13 protein-coding genes are annotated in these 15,291 nt (G+C 56.1%); 9 read left to right on the top strand and 4 right to left on the bottom strand.

Translation table 11 applies throughout. The annotated features are described in order from the left end of the window. Window positions 1-9: 9 nt before the first annotated feature. Window positions 10-573: an ADP compounds hydrolase NudE gene (gene nudE, locus HFD87_RS14700; protein WP_167423594.1), complete on the bottom strand. Its 564-nt coding sequence runs from the start codon at window positions 571-573 to the stop codon at window positions 10-12. Between the two features lie 391 nt (window positions 574-964). Here nudE and HFD87_RS14695 point away from each other — a divergent pair, with 391 nt between their 5' ends. From HFD87_RS14695 to pckA, 5 genes are all read left to right on the top strand, one after another. Further along, the gene (locus tag HFD87_RS14695; protein WP_033773015.1) at window positions 965-3,100 is read left to right on the top strand and encodes an intracellular growth attenuator family protein; all 2,136 of its coding nucleotides are present in this window, start codon (window positions 965-967) and stop codon (window positions 3,098-3,100) included. A 57-nt stretch (window positions 3,101-3,157) separates the two neighbouring features. After that, window positions 3,158-3,805, top strand: coding sequence for a GMP/IMP nucleotidase (gene yrfG / locus HFD87_RS14690; protein WP_022624036.1), 648 nt, complete (start codon window positions 3,158-3,160; stop codon window positions 3,803-3,805). A gap of 13 nt (window positions 3,806-3,818) precedes the next feature. Next, window positions 3,819-4,223, top strand: a complete 405-nt coding sequence (gene hslR, locus HFD87_RS14685) for a ribosome-associated heat shock protein Hsp15 (protein ID WP_010253159.1) — start codon at window positions 3,819-3,821, stop codon at window positions 4,221-4,223. 49 nt (window positions 4,224-4,272) lie between these two features. Continuing rightward, a complete protein-coding gene (gene hslO, locus HFD87_RS14680; protein WP_010671560.1) occupies window positions 4,273-5,139 on the top strand; it encodes an Hsp33 family molecular chaperone HslO in 867 nt (288 codons plus the stop codon). A 368-nt stretch (window positions 5,140-5,507) separates the two neighbouring features. Then, window positions 5,508-7,127: a phosphoenolpyruvate carboxykinase (ATP) gene (pckA, locus tag HFD87_RS14675; RefSeq protein ID WP_167423593.1), complete on the top strand. Its 1,620-nt coding sequence runs from the start codon at window positions 5,508-5,510 to the stop codon at window positions 7,125-7,127. Between the two features lie 39 nt (window positions 7,128-7,166). Here the strand turns inward: pckA and envZ are convergent, their stop codons facing one another. Continuing rightward, window positions 7,167-8,534: a two-component system sensor histidine kinase EnvZ gene (gene envZ / locus HFD87_RS14670; RefSeq protein WP_010253168.1), complete on the bottom strand. Its 1,368-nt coding sequence runs from the start codon at window positions 8,532-8,534 to the stop codon at window positions 7,167-7,169. After that, a complete protein-coding gene (gene ompR, locus HFD87_RS14665; RefSeq protein ID WP_003853014.1) occupies window positions 8,531-9,250 on the bottom strand; it encodes a two-component system response regulator OmpR in 720 nt (239 codons plus the stop codon). Before ompR ends, envZ begins: the two co-directional genes overlap by 4 nt. Window positions 9,251-9,787: 537 nt before the next feature. Here ompR and yjbE point away from each other — a divergent pair. The 4 genes from yjbE (at window position 9,788) to HFD87_RS14645 (ending at window position 14,937) form a co-directional block, all read left to right on the top strand. Next, the gene (gene yjbE, locus HFD87_RS14660; protein WP_033780986.1) at window positions 9,788-10,036 is read left to right on the top strand and encodes an exopolysaccharide production protein YjbE; all 249 of its coding nucleotides are present in this window, start codon (window positions 9,788-9,790) and stop codon (window positions 10,034-10,036) included. Window positions 10,037-10,218: 182 nt separating this feature from the next. Then, complete coding sequence (greB, locus tag HFD87_RS14655) at window positions 10,219-10,692, top strand: transcription elongation factor GreB (RefSeq protein ID WP_010253180.1); 474 nt, start codon at window positions 10,219-10,221, stop codon at window positions 10,690-10,692. 103 nt (window positions 10,693-10,795) lie between these two features. Next, window positions 10,796-13,123 carry a Tex family protein gene (locus HFD87_RS14650; protein ID WP_167423592.1) on the top strand — a complete coding sequence of 776 codons (2,328 nt, stop codon included), beginning with the start codon at window positions 10,796-10,798 and terminating at the stop codon, window positions 13,121-13,123. 128 nt (window positions 13,124-13,251) lie between these two features. Continuing rightward, window positions 13,252-14,937 carry an alpha-amylase family glycosyl hydrolase gene (locus HFD87_RS14645; protein ID WP_010253185.1) on the top strand — a complete coding sequence of 562 codons (1,686 nt, stop codon included), beginning with the start codon at window positions 13,252-13,254 and terminating at the stop codon, window positions 14,935-14,937. Here the strand turns inward: HFD87_RS14645 and HFD87_RS14640 are convergent, their stop codons facing one another. Further along, a complete protein-coding gene (locus HFD87_RS14640; protein WP_010671554.1) occupies window positions 14,938-15,207 on the bottom strand; it encodes a YdgH/BhsA/McbA-like domain containing protein in 270 nt (89 codons plus the stop codon). Window positions 15,208-15,291 lie beyond the last annotated feature (84 nt).

The following is a 15,291-nucleotide window of genomic DNA, read 5'->3' as shown; positions in this document are numbered from 1 at the left end:
TGCGCTCGCTCAGTAACTCAGCCGCCCCTGCTTCACCAGCCATTCGCGCGCCATAAACAGCGCACTGACATTACGTGCCTCGCGGAAATCGGGTTCATCCAGCAGCGACATCATATCGCTCAGCGGCCAACGGTGGACAATCAGCGGCTCCGGCTCATCGCCTTCCAGCTTTTCAGCGTAGAGACCTTCCGCCACCACGATGTACATTTTGCTGGAAAAGTAGGAGGGTGCCATGGTGAGTTTGCCCAGCGTTGTCAGCTGATCGGCACCAAAACCGACCTCTTCTTTCAGTTCGCGAACTGCCGCTTCATTCACGGTTTCACCTGAATCGATCAGCCCCTTGGGGAAACCAAGCTCATAGGTTTCCAGTCCGACGGCATACTCCTGAATCAGGATCAGATGGTCATCAATAATCGGCACAATCATCACCGCTTCACGCTCTGAGGGCTTCATCCGCTCATAAACGCGATGCGCACCATTGCTGAAAGTCAGATCGACCGATTCAATGGTGAATAACCGTGAACGTGCCACGGCGGTGATATTGAGGATGTCAGGTTTTTTTGGAATTTTCATATCAGCCTCAAATTATTTTGCGCCGGCTATCTGGAGCGAATTAGCATACCTAACCACAGGCAATTGTGCGACAGTCAGACAATCACGTTATCGTTACACAGATTACATCGATTGAATAACAGCCTTTGGTTATCACTTAAGACTAAATTTGCATTAGTCAATATGCTGCGATAAGTTTCAGATAATACCGATATTTAATCCAGTCTGAGCCGGTTACCATTCGGACAAGGCAGGGTTTAACAAATGCTAATCAGATATACGCTGGCACTATTTCATCGGGTGTCTGACTCCTCAGGGTTATATAATCTTCCGGAATGCCTCTTTTATAGTGAGCATAACCGAAAGCGAAAGTTTAAAGTGAAGGCAGCATTTTGGCTGAATTGAGCAGAGCATGAGCACAATCTTGATGATCCTGGCCATAGTGCTGACCTGTTCAATCCTGGCAGGCATTGGGTTCTGGTACGCTATGCGGCATCGTCCGCCGTTGGCGAAACCTCTGCCATTTATCAGTCCGCCCTGCCGTAAACTCTCTGCTCAGGAGCGTGAGGCGGTTGATAAGTATGTCGCCGCGCTGGAAAAGCAGCCCCGTACCACGGTGACGACCGATAAGCGCAGCGCGTCCGAACGACTGACGCTGACGGCACAAAGCAACAATGTCTACCCCGTTACCCGTGCGATTACCCGCTACGGACTCTCTACGGACGATCCCCATAAATGGCGCTACTACCTTGATGAAGTTGAAGTTCATCTGCCGCCGCTGTGGGAACAGTACATCGCCGACGAAAACTACGTTGAGTTAATCCGCACCCAATCTATTCCGCTGGTGATCTCGCTGAACGGCCACTCGCTGGTGGATTACGCCGTGGATCAGCAATCGCTGCCGACGCTGATGCGTCCGGTGTCGACCAACGCCTCTATCCGCAAAGCGGAAACGGAAAACGTCGAACTGCTGCAGGTGCGCAAAGAGACACCTGAAGAGTATCGTCTGTCGCGGCCAGATGGCACGCGTGAAGCGGTGATCATCTCTCTTGCCTTCTTACTCTTCTTCTTCAGCCTGTTAGTCCCCGCAACGCTGATGATCTGGCTGGTGCTGACGGGTGCAGTCATGATTGCCGCCAGCCTGTGGCTGCTCTACCGCATTCCGGGTGAGCGCGGCCTGCGTGACATACACTGCCTGCGCGGCGCGCCAAAGCGCTGGGGCCTGTTCAGCGAATCGAACCAGGAGCAGAGCAATATCACACTGGGGATTATTGACCTCGCCTATCCACCACACTGGCAGCCTTATGTCGCGCACGATCTCGGACAGGTGACGGATGTGGAGATCTACCTTAACCGTCAGGTGGTGCGTCAGGGTCGCTTCCTGTCGCTGCAGGATGAAGTCAAAAACTTCCCTATTCAGCGCTGGCGGAAAAACGTGGTGCTGGCCTGCGGTTCACTGATGGTGCTGACCATGCTGGTCACCTGGATCCCGCTCGGCATGCCGATCAAACTCAGTCTGGCCTGGGCCAGGGGCACTGACAGCCTGGAGGTCAGCAGCGTCGATAAACTCAGCAGCGTGCCCCTGAATATTGGCGACAACCTCAAAGTGAGCGGTACCGGCATGTGTTCGGTGCCGGACAACTATCAGAGCAACCGAAGTTACGCCTTCATGCCGTTCGACTGCTCGGCGGTCTACTGGAATAACGCCACGCCGTTGCCGCAGCCACAATCGGACATTATTGATAAAGCCGCTGCTCTGCTGGAGACCACCACAAAGCAGCTGCATCCGGAAACCAATACCGATCCTAAACTGAATCCGCAGCTGGCCTCCGCGATTCAGAAGTCCGGCATGATCCTGCTGGATGACTTCTCCGATCTGGTGATGAAAACGCAGGATCTCTGTAATCAGCCACAGGATTGTATGCGCCTGAAAAATGCGCTGGTGAACCTGGGCAATGCCAAAGACTGGGAAGCGCTGATGCGTCGCGCAGATTCCGGCCAGCTAAACGGCATGAATGTGCTGCTGCGGCCGGTCAGTGCCGAAGCCCTGGAAAACCTGGTCAATACCGCCACCTCGACCTTCTTTTTCCGCGAAACCCGTCGGGCGGCAGAAAATCTTAACAGCCCGCCGCCAGGGGGTTTTCTGATCGTCAGCGACGAGGGCCGCCAGCTGGTGAATCAGCCTCAGCCAACCGTGTCGCTGTTTGACCTCGATCCGCCCTCTCAGTGGCGCGAACTGCAACGTATCTCCGCCATGCTGCTGCATACGCCTTTCAGCGCCAGCGGCATCATCACCAGCATTTCAACGGATGCCAACGGCACGCGTCACATTGTGCTGCACAATGAACCGGATGCCATGGCGCAGTGGCGCTATCTCGGCACCGTATTGCTGCTGCTGGTGCTGTTAACCTGCGGTGTGATCAATGGGTTACTGGCGCTGCGCCGTATGCACCTTAATCGCCAGCGCATGATCGATATCCAGCACTATTACGACAAGTGCTTCAATCATAACCTCGGCACTTTGCAGAGCGTGCGCCCGATATTCTGAGCCCTGCCCTTCTGTGCTACCCTGTCGCCCGGTTTTTTTACAGGGTGAAACATCCGCATGCTCAACTGGTCTGAGATTGATACCGTGCTGCTCGACATGGATGGCACGCTGCTGGATTTGGCGTTTGATCGCCACTTCTGGCTGGAGCATGTCCCTGAACAACTCAGTCAGCAACGCGGCATCACCCGGGCGGAAGCCGAAGCGATCATCGCGGAAAAGTATCAGGCCGTCGCCCATACGCTAAACTGGTATTGTCTGGATTACTGGGCAGAAGCGCTGGCGCTGGACATCCGTGCCATGACCTGGGCGATGCGCAGCCGCATTGCGCTGCGTGACGATACGCTGCCTTTTTTGCAGGCTCTGCGCCGCGCGGGCAAGTCCACTATCCTGCTGACCAACGCGCATCCTTACAATCTGGACGTCAAACTGGCGCAGACAGGTTTAGCGCCGCACCTTGATTTATTACTTTCCACCCATACCTTTGGGTATCCGAAAGAAGACCAACGTTTATGGCAGGCGGTACAACAGCACACCGGCTTTTCTGCGCCGCGAACGCTGTTTATCGATGATAGCGAAGTGATTCTGGATGCTGCGGCGTCATGGGGCATCGGCGAGTGCTTAGGCGTAAAGAACCCCGATTCGGGTCGTCCTGAGCAAATCTTTCAGCGTCATCGCGCCACCGGCGATTACCGGACGCTGATCTGAGTCAGGAGCAGCAATGAAGAAAGAGAAAAGCAGCGAAGAGGTACGCCTCGACAAGTGGCTGTGGGCCGCGCGCTTTTACAAAACCCGGGCGATTGCGCGGGAGATGATTGAAGGCGGCAAAGTGCATTACAACGGCCAGCGCAGCAAACCCGGCAAGGTGGTAGAGCTGAATGCGGAACTGACACTGCGTCAGGGCAACGATGAACGCACCGTGGTGGTGGCGGACATCAGCGCTCAGCGCCGTCCCGCCAGCGAGGCACAGCAGCTCTATCGCGAAACCGATGCCAGCATTGAAAAACGCGAAAAAATGGCGCAGGCGCGCAAAATGAATGCGCTGACTATGCCCCATCCCGATCGGCGACCTGACAAAAAAGAGCGTCGCGATTTGATGAAGTTTAAATTATCGGGCGATGAATAACGCCGTCTTAGCTGACGCGCCATCGCCCCGTACCAGTGAGAGAAAAAATATGTCAGCCCAGGATCAACTGCACCGTTATCTGTTTGAAAATGCCGCCGTGCGCGGCGAGCTGGTGAACGTCTCTGACACCTGGCGTGAAACCGTAAAGAACCATGATTATCCGGCACCGGTTAAAACGCTGCTGGGTGAGATGCTGGTCGCCACCAGCCTGCTGACTGCCACGCTGAAGTTTGATGGCGAAATCACCGTGCAATTGCAGGGTGACGGTCCGCTGTCGCTGGCGGTGATCAACGGTAACAACAACCAGGAACTGCGCGGCGTAGCGCGTATCAAAGGCGACATCCCGGACGACAGTACCCTGAAAAGCATGGTGGGCAATGGCTATCTGGTGATCACCATTTCCCCTGAAAAGGGCGAACGTTATCAGGGAGTGGTGGGACTGGAAGGTGAAACTCTGGCGGAGTGCCTGGAAGATTACTTCATGCGCTCAGAGCAGTTGCCAACGCGGCTGTTTATCCGCACCAGCGACAAAGGCGCCGCGGGTATTCTGCTGCAGGTGATGCCTGCGCAGGATACGGAGAAAGAGGTTTTCGACCATCTGGCAACGCTGACCGAAACCATTAAAACGGAAGAGCTGATCGATCTGCCTGCGAATGAAGCGCTGTGGCGTCTCTACCATCAGGAAGAGGTCACCCTCTACGATCCGCAGCCGGTGATCTACAAATGCACCTGCTCGCGTGAGCGCTGTGGCGAAGTACTGACCACGCTGCCGCAGGAAGAGGTGGATGAGATCATCGCGGAAGATGGCAAAATCGACATGCACTGCGACTATTGCGGCTCAAACTACGTGTTTGACGCCGTCGATATCGCCGGTATTCGCAGCCACTCCCTTGAGAATAATAACCAGCTTCACTGATTTATCGGGCGGCTTCTGCCGCCCCTTCCCCGCCGCCCATGCCTATCCCCATAATTTTTCAGACAAATTATCTTTTTTTACTTTCATAACATCTTTTAAACGTTCGAAACATAGCCTTAACGCGCCCTGAGTCGCATTTTTAGATCACTGCCCTTTTTCCCTTAACGCAGAAGAGTAAACTGCGCGCGATCGTGCAAACGCCCGGAAGTCAGAGGCAGATGCCCTGAATTGCCCGGTGATCTTTGCAGGCTGTCGTGACGAAGCGCAGTCGACTGTCAGTGATTTGCCGCACCCGATACAACAGCCGGTGGCACGATCCCAACCTATCTCTGCTTTGCAGAACAGACACCGATTTAAGGAGCAGTAAAATGCGCGTTAACGGCCTGACCTCGCAAGACCTTGCCGCTTTGGGCATCGTGGATACCACGGAAGTGGTTTACAACCCTGATTACGACACGCTTTTTCAGGAAGAGACGCGCCCGGACCTCGAAGGTTTTGCTCGTGGCACCCTGACGCAGAGCGGCGCGATTGCAGTAGACACCGGGATTTTCACCGGGCGATCGCCAAAGGATAAGTACATTGTGCGTGACGACACCACGCGCGATACCCTGTGGTGGAACGACCAGGGCACCGGCAAAAACGACAATCAGCCCCTGTCGCAGGAGACCTGGAACGCGCTGAAAAGCTGCGTCACCCGCCAGCTTTCCGGCAAGCGCCTGTTTGTGGTGGATGCGTTCTGTGGTGCCAATGCCGATTCCCGTCTGAGCGTACGTTTTGTCACCGAAGTGGCCTGGCAGGCACACTTCGTGAAGAACATGTTCATCCAGCCTGACGACGCTGAACTGGCCGAATTCACTCCCGACTTTGTGGTGATGAACGGCGCCAAATGCACCAATTCAGACTGGCAGGCGCAGGGTCTTCACTCTGAAAACTTTGTCGCCTTCAATCTGACTGAACGCATGCAGCTGATTGGCGGAACCTGGTACGGCGGCGAGATGAAGAAAGGTCTGTTCGCCATCATGAACTACCTGCTGCCGCTGAAAGGCATCGCCTCGATGCACTGCTCTGCAAACGTGGGTAAAGCGGGCGATGTGGCGGTCTTCTTTGGCCTCTCGGGCACCGGTAAAACCACACTCTCTACCGATCCTGACCGCCAGCTGATCGGTGACGATGAGCACGGCTGGGACGATGATGGCGTGTTTAACTTCGAGGGCGGCTGCTACGCCAAAACCATCAACCTCTCTGAGCAGGCTGAGCCGGAGATCTACCGCGCCATTCGCCGCAATGCGCTGCTGGAAAATGTAGTGGTTCGCGAAGATGGCAGCGTCGATTATGACGACGGCAGCAAAACCGAAAACACCCGCGTCTCCTATCCGATCAATCACATCGACAATATCGTGCAGCCGGTCTCAAAAGCGGGCCACGCGAAGAAAGTGATTTTCCTGACCGCCGATGCGTTTGGCGTGCTGCCACCGGTTTCACGTCTGACGCCGGAGCAGACGCAGTATCATTTCCTGTCAGGTTTCACCGCCAAACTGGCGGGGACCGAGCGTGGCGTCACTGAGCCGACCCCCACCTTCTCCGCCTGTTTCGGCGCGGCGTTCCTGATGCTGCATCCGACGCAGTATGCGGAAGTGCTGGTGAAACGGATGGAGGCGTCCGGTGCGCAGGCTTATCTGGTCAATACCGGCTGGAACGGCAGCGGCAAACGCATCTCACTGAAGAATACCCGCGCCATTATCAATGCCATTCTGGCGGGTGAGCTGGATGATGCGCCGATGGAAACGCTGCCGATCTTTAATCTGCAGATGCCGGTTACGCTGGGCGAACTGGATAGTGATACGCTCGATCCGCGTCGTAGCTGGGAGAGTGAGGAGAAGTGGACCGCCGCCGCCGAAGGTCTGGCGCAGCGCTTTATTGATAACTTCGACAAGTACACGGATAACGCCGCAGGTGCTGCGCTGGTGAAAGCTGGCCCGCAACGCTAAAAGAAGCGGCGCGGCAATGAAACTGCCGCGCCGTTTTTATCATCCCGACACGCTGTTGCTGCCGTTGTTGTGGCTCAGCGCCATGCTTTCCACTAACGGCAACCAGGCACGAATGCGTAAACCGCCGCGTTCGCTCTCGCCAATCTCCAGCGAGCCCTGATGAGCATCGATGATACGCTGCACGATCGCCAGGCCCAGACCGGTTCCGCTGGTGCTGCGGGCGCTGTCACCGCGCACAAAGGGCTGGAACAGATGCGCCAGCTGATCCGGCTTGATGCCAGGTCCATCATCTTCCACCTGGAACCAGGCACGATGCAGTTCCCGTCCGCTGCTGACCCTGATCCAGCCATTACCGTATCGCGCGGCATTGACCACCAGGTTAGCCAATGCCCGTTTAATCGACAGCGGGTTGATATCCAGCATTAACTCTTCCGGCATCACCGCATTTTCGATCTCACGTTCATAGCCGCTTTCAGCGGCCACCACTTCGCCCAGCACACTGTTAAGGTCGGCGCGCTCAGTCTGCATCTCCTGACCGGTACGCAGGTAGTCGATGAACTGCTCGATAATGGCGTTGCACTCTTCGATATCTTTATTAATCGATTCGGCCAGGTAGCCATCCTGCTCGCTCATCATCTCGGTGGCGAGACGAATACGGGTCAGCGGCGTTCGCAAATCGTGGCTGACGCCCGCCATTAACAGCGTGCGGTCATCCGCCAGCTGCTTCACCCCGGCCGCCATCTGGTTAAAGGCGCGGGTCACCGATCGCACTTCTGACGCGCCATACTCGCGCAGCGGCGGCGGAATAATCCCGCGCCCGACCTGCAGGGCGGCGTGCTCCAGATCCACCAGCGGGCGGTTCTGGATGCGGATAAACAGCCAGGCACCGCCAATCGCCAGCAGCATAATCGCCAGGGTGTAGCGGAACAGCGGCGAGAAGTCGCCCTGATGAATTTCAGTCAGCGGCACCCGCACCCAGATATCGGGCGACAGCCAGGTTTTCAGCCAGACGACGGGCGAGTTTTTGTTAACCTCAACCCGCACATCGGTGGGACCGCCAAGCTGCTGGCCCATCTGCTCGCTCAGGAATTCATAGTGCTGCGCCCATCGTAATCCGCTCTCCTCTGCTGCTGCATTGGTGTAGAGCGAGATCCCCAGTTCGCGGTAGATTTCCCGGCGAAACGCCGGTGGCACTTCCAGCTGCGTGCCATCTTCCAGCTGCAACCGGTCGGTCATCAGCATACGAACTTCGTAAGCGAGCACCTTATTGAACTGTTGCAGGCTGGGAAGAATGGCGAAGTTCAGCACCACCAGATAGGTCGTTACCAGGCTGACAAACAGCAGGGTAACGATCAGCAGCAGGGTGCGGGCAAACGAACTGCGAGGCGAGAAGCGCAGTCGCTTCATGCTTTACTGCCGTCCGGCACAAAGACGTAGCCCAGACCCCAGACGGTCTGGATATAACGCGGATGCGCAGGATCCTCTTCCACCATGCGACGCAGGCGGGAGATCTGGACGTCAATCGAACGTTCCATGGCGCTGTATTCACGCCCACGCGCCAGGTTCATCAGCTTATCGCGAGACAGCGGCTCACGTGGATGGCTGACCAGTGCTTTCAGCACCGCAAACTCACCGCTGGTCAGCGGCATCGGCTCATCTTCACGGAACATCTCGCGGGTGCCGAGGTTAAGTTTGAACTTACCAAAGGCGATGATCGCCTCTTCCTGCGAAGGCGCGCCTGGCAGTTCATTGGCCTGACGGCGCAGCACCGCACGGATGCGCGCCAGCAGCTCACGCGGGTTAAAGGGTTTAGGAATATAGTCGTCAGCGCCGATCTCCAGCCCCACGATACGATCCACCTCTTCGCCCTTGGCGGTCACCATAATAATCGGCATCGGGTTGCTCTGACTGCGCAGACGACGGCAGATAGAGAGACCATCCTCGCCTGGCAACATCAGGTCGAGCACCATCAGATGAAAGGATTCACGGGTTAACAGACGATCCATCTGCTCGGCATTAGCGACACTGCGCACCTGAAAGCCCTGCTCGGTGAGATAGCGTTCAAGCAGTGCACGCAGACGCATATCATCATCGACGACCAGAATTTTGTAGTTCTCTTGCATTTTCAACTCCCAAAGGCGCTATTGCCTGAGCCAACATTGTTAAAAAAAGATGCCTTATAGTGACAGTCATTAATGGTTTATATTCTAGCCAAAATTGTTACAAAGCATATTAAACAGGAGCTTATATTTGATTTAAGGCGATTTCGGGTCAGTTTTAACGCGTCTGGCGCTGCCCGGCCCCTGTTACGGCAAATCTGAAAAAACGGCTCTGTTTCTCTGAATCGCTGGCGTCAGAAGCGGGCCAGTTTTTATTCGATGAACGAATTCAGCAAGTTAGCAGACAATTTGACTTAATGATCAGCCATCATTGTGGATAAGCTCCAGATAATCTACCTCAACAGCAGTCAGGCAGCATAATATTCCAGCAAACCTGCGTAACGCCCCACTCTCCTCTCGGATTAGTTTCAGCGATGCCACCAGCAAGACCAGTTGAAATTAAAGTCCGTTAAATCAATCAGTAAAGCCAACTTTTCGCCTTCTCCGTTTTCAACCAGACTGCTCAGGCAACATTCGATGTCTCAACGGGGATTACACACAATGAAAAAAACAATTTTACTGCTGAGCGCGCTGACATTAAGCAGCGTCACTCCAGCTTATGCTGCCACAGCCACCGGTGAAGCAGCTGGCGCAGCGGCAACCACCACAGCACAAGGTAACTCTAACGCCATCGGTGTTGGCGCAGTCGCAGCCCTGCTGGGCGTTGCGCTGGCCACCATGGGCGGCGGCGGCGGTGACGGTCACAGCACCGGTACATCGACCACCACGGCGACTCACGCCGGTAAATAAGTATCACGACTTCTTTTACAGCTTCAGATTACTGGCTTCAGATTGTTGTTCAGCACCAACCCTTTCGCCGCCGGGGAAGTCAACGTGGGTTTTTAGCCTTTAAAAACCCTTTCCCCGCCCTTTTTTGCCGCGCCCCCTTTGTCTTACACTGTTCTTCTTTGGATCTCTCTGGCCGGTATAGCATGAAAACCCGACTCATTACCCGCGAAGGCTTCGATAAGCTGAAAGCAGAACTCGACTATCTCTGGCGTGAAGAGCGACCGGAAGTGACAAAAAAAGTCACCTGGGCTGCCAGTCTTGGCGATCGCAGTGAAAATGCCGATTATCAGTACAACAAAAAACGGCTGCGTGAAATCGACCGTCGCGTTCGCTATCTGACCAAAAGTCTTGAACAGCTGCGTATCGTTGACTATTCACCCCAGCAGGATGGCAAAGTCTTCTTTGGCGCCTGGGTGGAAATTGAAAACGATGAGGGCGACCTCAAACGCTTCCGCATTGTGGGCTACGATGAGATTTTTGGCCGCAAAGATTACATCTCCATCGACTCGCCCATGGCGCGGGCGCTGCTGAAAAAAGAGGTCGGCGATGCTGCCACCGTCGAGACGCCAGTGGGGCCGGCGCTGTGGTATATCAACGCGATTGACTACCCGCAATAACCCTTCAGATTATCGCTGAAAGCCGCCCGCGTCTCTGGCAATTTTAACCATCAATCCGTATAACTGTCGGCTATTTCTCAACCCGGAAAGCAAGACAATCCTGATGATGAAAGTTCTGAGCCAGATAATTGCCAGTGAGCTCCAGGCGCGTCCAGAGCAAGTTGACGCCGCCGTTCGCCTGCTGGATGAAGGGAATACCGTGCCGTTTATCGCACGCTATCGTAAAGAGGTCACCGGCGGGCTGGATGATACCCAGTTGCGCCAGCTGGAAACCCGCCTCAGCTATCTGCGTGAACTTGAAGAGCGCCGTCAGTCGATTCTGAAGTCGATTGACGATCAGGGGAAACTCACTGACGACCTCGCCCGCGCGATCAACACCACCCTCAGCAAAACCGAGCTTGAAGACCTCTACCTGCCCTACAAACAGAAACGCCGGACGCGTGGACAGATCGCTATCGAAGCGGGTCTGGAGCCGCTGGCGGAGACGCTGTGGCAGGAGCCGTCTCACATTCCTGAGCAGCTTGCCGAACAGTATGTCGATGCCGAGAAAGGCGTCGCAGACGTCCGTGCCGCGCTGGATGGTGCCCGCTACATTCTGATGGAGCGTTTCGCTGAAGATGCCGCGCTGCTGGCGAAGGTGCGTAATTACCTGTGGAAAAATGCCCATCTGGTGTCACGCGTGGTCGAAGGCAAAGAGGAAGCAGGCGCGAAGTTCCGCGACTACTTTGATCACCATGAAGCGCTGAGCGGCGTGCCGTCGCACCGTGCGCTGGCGATGCTGCGTGGCCGCAACGAAGGCGTGCTGCAACTGTCGCTGAATGCCGATCCACAGTTTGATGAAGCACCGCGTGAGAGCCACGGCGAAACGCTGATTGCTGAGCACCTGAACCTGCGCCTGAATAACGCTCCTGCCGACAGCTGGCGTAAAGCGGTGGTGAGCTGGACGTGGCGCATCAAGGTGATGCTGCATCTGGAAACAGAGCTGATGGGCACGGTGCGCGAACGCGCAGAAGATGAAGCGATTAACGTCTTTGCCCGCAACCTGCACGATCTGCTGATGGCCGCTCCCGCCGGTATGCGCGCCACCATGGGGCTGGATCCGGGCCTGCGCACCGGCGTCAAAGTGGCGGTGGTCGATGCCACCGGCAAGGTCGTCGCGACCGATACCGTCTATCCGCATACCGGCCAGACCGCGAAAGCCGCAGCCGCCGTAGCCGCACTCTGCATTAAGCATCAGGTTGAGCTGGTGGCGATTGGCAACGGCACTGCTTCACGTGAAACTGAGCGCTTCTTCCTGGATCTGCAGCAGCAGTTCCCGCAGGTCACGGCGCAGAAAGTGATTGTCAGTGAAGCTGGCGCATCTGTCTATTCGGCCTCAGAACTGGCGGCGCTGGAGTTCCCGGATCTCGATGTTTCGCTGCGCGGCGCGGTGTCGATTGCCCGACGTTTGCAGGATCCGCTGGCTGAGCTGGTGAAAATCGACCCGAAATCGATCGGTGTCGGTCAGTATCAGCATGACGTCAGTCAGAGCCAGCTGGCGAAGAAACTCGACGCGGTAGTAGAAGATTGCGTGAACGCCGTCGGCGTTGACCTCAACACCGCCTCGGTGCCGCTGCTGACCCGCGTGGCGGGCCTGACGCGCATGATGGCGCAGAATATTGTCGGCTGGCGTGATGAGCATGGCCGCTTCCAGAACCGTCAGCAGTTGCTGAAAGTGAGCCGCCTTGGGCCAAAAGCCTTTGAGCAGTGTGCGGGCTTCCTGCGCATCAACCATGGCGATAACCCGCTGGATGCCTCGACTGTGCATCCGGAAGCCTACCCGGTGGTGGAGCGCATCCTGGCCGCCACCGAGCAGGCACTGAGCGATCTGATGGGCAACGCAGGCAGCCTGCGTAATCTCAGCGCCCGCGATTTCATTGATGAACGTTTTGGTCTGCCGACCGTCACCGACATCATGAAAGAGCTTGAGAAGCCGGGCCGCGATCCGCGTCCTGAGTTTAAAACTGCACAGTTCGCTGAAGGCGTAGAGACGCTGAACGATCTGACGCCGGGCATGATCCTCGAAGGTGCCGTCACTAACGTGACCAACTTCGGTGCATTTGTGGATATCGGCGTTCATCAGGATGGCCTGGTGCATATCTCTTCGCTCTCCGATCGCTTCGTGGAAGATCCGCATCAGGTGGTGAAAGCGGGCGATATCGTCAAAGTGAAAGTGATGGAGGTCGATCTCCAGCGCAAGCGTATTGCCCTGACCATGCGTCTTGATGAGCAGCCAGGCGAAGGCAATGCCCGTGGTGGCGCGAAAAACGCTGCTCCGCGCGAGGAGAAACGTCAGAACAACGCGAAAGGTCGTCCGCGTCCGGTCAGCTCGTCAGCAGGTAACAGTGCGATGGGTGATGCGCTGGCTGCGGCTTTCGGTAAAAAACGCTAAGCTTTTCAGGGGGCCACTGCCTGGCCCCCTCTTCACACCCTTCTCCCCGGTTGAAAATCCCCGCCATCGCGCTACGCTAAAAAGACGCCTGTCATAAAAACAACACCTGCTGTGGCACCCAATTCACGATGGAAACGATCACCGATCTGATTGATAAGATTTATGCTGGCACATTTCCGGAGGCGACCTTTGCGCGCCTGCTGGCTGACATCGCCACCGCCCGCGAGGCCATTAAGCTGCCGCGCAAGGCACACTGGGATGAGCAGGATGTGGTGCTGATCACCTATGCCGATCAGTTTCGCGAAGCCGATAAACCCACGCTCAGCACCTTTTCCCGGTTCTATCAGCAGCACCTGCAATCCACGTTTCCGCTGGTTCACCTGCTGCCCTTTTTCCCCTGGTCGTCCGATGACGGCTTTTCGGTGATTGATTACCATCAGGTCGATCCGCTGTGCGGCGACTGGCAGGATATCGCGCGGCTGCATCAGGAAACCCGGCTGATGTTCGATTTTGTCTGCAACCATATGTCGGCACACAGCGCCTGGTTCAGCCACTTCCTGGCGCAGGATCCCGGCTGGGACGATTTCTTTATCAGTATGCCGCCCGCCACCGATCTCAGCGCCGTGACGCGTCCGCGCACCTCGCCGCTGCTGACGCCGTTTAAAATGGCGGATGGCGAAACCCGCTTTATCTGGACCACCTTCAGCGCCGACCAGATCGACCTCAACTTTGCCAATCCTGAGGTGCTGCTGCGCATGGTCAATGTGCTGCTCGACTACCTGAAACGCGGCGCTGACTATGTGCGTCTCGATGCGGTCGGCTACATGTGGAAAACGCCCGGCACGCGCTGTATTCATCTGGAAAAGACTCATCAGCTGGTGAAGCTGTTTCGCGCTATTGCCGACCAGGTTGCGCCTGGCACGGTGATTATCACCGAGACTAACGTGCCGCATCAGGACAACATCAGCTATCTGGGCAACGGGCACGATGAGGCGCAGATGGTCTATCAGTTTTCACTGCCGCCGCTGGTACTGCATGCGATTCACACCGGCTCGGCGCGCGCACTGCGGCAGTGGGCGAGCGCTCTGGATCTCAGCAGCAACGACACCACCTTTTTCAACTTTCTGGCGTCACACGACGGCATCGGCCTTAATCCGGCGCGCGGCATTTTGTCTGAAGTAGAGATTGTGGCGCTGGTGCGCGATCTGGCGCTGGAAGGCGCGCTGGTCTCCTATAAAAACAACCCTGACGGCACCACCAGCCCCTATGAAATCAACGTCACCTATCTGGATGCGCTCAACCGTGAAGATGACGATGACGCCACGCGGCTGAAACGTTTTTTGCTGGCCCATGCGATTCTGCTGGTCTTTCCCGGCGTGCCTGCCATCTATATCCAGAGCATTCTGGGTGGTCGTAACCATTACGATGGCGTGCGCGCCGCCGGACACAACCGGGCGATTAATCGGCAGAAGTATGATTTACAGCAGATTGAGGGAGATCTGGCGGGCGGTAACTGGCTGCGCCAGCAGGTCTATACCCGGCTCGGGCAACTGATTCAGCTGCGTCGTCGTCAGCCTGCGTTTCACCCGGATAATCCGATGACGCTTTATGAGAGCGAAAACGCCGTGCTGGTGCTCAGACGTCATCAGCCAGAAAGCGGCGACGGGCTGCTGTGCGTGTTTAATCTCAGTGGACGGTCAGTGGAGACGCAATTACCGGTGGCGCATACGTTGCAGGATGTGGTGAGCGGAGAGAAAATTGATGGCACCCAGCCGGTTAAGCTGGATGCCTGGCAGTTCATGTGGCTACGTTAATTACTTGTAGACTTCAGCCGTTGCGCTGAATTTACCGTGTTCGCGGCCTGCGATCACGCGGTAATATTTACCGCCCTTTTCGTCAGCGAGCTTCGACAACACTTTCTTAGCATCCATTGGCGAGGTGGTTTCCGCCGTGGTGTTAACGTTGCCGATCTTTTGCAGGTTCATTGTTTTAACTTCTTCCTGGGTGACTTCTTTCGCTGCCATCGCAGAAAATGAAATCGCGCCCATCATCATTGAAGCCACAACCCATTTAAAAACCTTCATTATGTTTACCCTCATTCATGATCCATTGTGAGATGTAAGCAGCCGCTAAACGCGTAAGGCAGTATGGAACGGCATAGTCATTTC

This window comes from Pantoea sp. EKM21T (assembly GCF_011800405.1).
Lineage (GTDB): Bacteria > Pseudomonadota > Gammaproteobacteria > Enterobacterales > Enterobacteriaceae > Pantoea > Pantoea agglomerans.
This window is presented reverse-complemented; position numbering and strand designations above follow the sequence as displayed.

Coding starts and splice junctions, on each gene's coding strand:
- yrfG (WP_022624036.1), top strand. CDS start 3,158: ATGCTCAACTGGTCTGAGATTGATACCGTGCTGCTCGACATGGATGGC.
- envZ (WP_010253168.1), bottom strand. CDS start 8,534: ATGAAGCGACTGCGCTTCTCGCCTCGCAGTTCGTTTGCCCGCACCCTG.
- ompR (WP_003853014.1), bottom strand. CDS start 9,250: ATGCAAGAGAACTACAAAATTCTGGTCGTCGATGATGATATGCGTCTG.
- pckA (WP_167423593.1), top strand. CDS start 5,508: ATGCGCGTTAACGGCCTGACCTCGCAAGACCTTGCCGCTTTGGGCATC.
- nudE (WP_167423594.1), bottom strand. CDS start 573: ATGAAAATTCCAAAAAAACCTGACATCCTCAATATCACCGCCGTGGCA.
- yjbE (WP_033780986.1), top strand. CDS start 9,788: ATGAAAAAAACAATTTTACTGCTGAGCGCGCTGACATTAAGCAGCGTC.
- HFD87_RS14645 (WP_010253185.1), top strand. CDS start 13,252: ATGGAAACGATCACCGATCTGATTGATAAGATTTATGCTGGCACATTT.
- HFD87_RS14695 (WP_033773015.1), top strand. CDS start 965: ATGAGCACAATCTTGATGATCCTGGCCATAGTGCTGACCTGTTCAATC.
- greB (WP_010253180.1), top strand. CDS start 10,219: ATGAAAACCCGACTCATTACCCGCGAAGGCTTCGATAAGCTGAAAGCA.
- hslR (WP_010253159.1), top strand. CDS start 3,819: ATGAAGAAAGAGAAAAGCAGCGAAGAGGTACGCCTCGACAAGTGGCTG.
- HFD87_RS14640 (WP_010671554.1), bottom strand. CDS start 15,207: ATGAAGGTTTTTAAATGGGTTGTGGCTTCAATGATGATGGGCGCGATT.
- hslO (WP_010671560.1), top strand. CDS start 4,273: ATGTCAGCCCAGGATCAACTGCACCGTTATCTGTTTGAAAATGCCGCC.
- HFD87_RS14650 (WP_167423592.1), top strand. CDS start 10,796: ATGATGAAAGTTCTGAGCCAGATAATTGCCAGTGAGCTCCAGGCGCGT.